Source organism: Streptomyces sp. NRRL F-5135 (assembly GCF_000719775.1).
In the GTDB taxonomy this organism is placed as follows: domain Bacteria; phylum Actinomycetota; class Actinomycetes; order Streptomycetales; family Streptomycetaceae; genus Streptomyces; species Streptomyces hebeiensis.
This window is the reverse complement of the sequence record NZ_JOHR01000111.1, coordinates 1-210: the sequence shown is the minus strand read 5'-3', so window position 1 is coordinate 210 and position 210 is coordinate 1. Positions and strand designations below refer to the sequence as shown.

The following is a 210-nucleotide window of genomic DNA, read 5'->3' as shown; positions in this document are numbered from 1 at the left end:
GGGATCGTGGTGACGATCGAGGACAGTGGTCTGAAGATGGCGGCCGCGGCGATGCGCCGTGCGGAGGAGGCCGTCTCGGGCCGTGTCACCGACCTCGCCGCCCTTCAGGGTACGCGGTTGGGGTTGGCGGTGGTGGGGCGGCTGGCCGCCAAGTACCACATCAGTGTCAACTACCGGCCGTCGTCGCGCGGCGGCACCGGCGTCGTCGTC

The 210-nt window shown here is 71.0% G+C and carries 1 pseudogene; it reads left to right on the top strand.

Annotated features, from left to right (window positions below):
* Positions 1 to 210 (top strand): annotated as a pseudogene (locus IG02_RS37525) (ATP-binding protein); the annotation flags it as partial.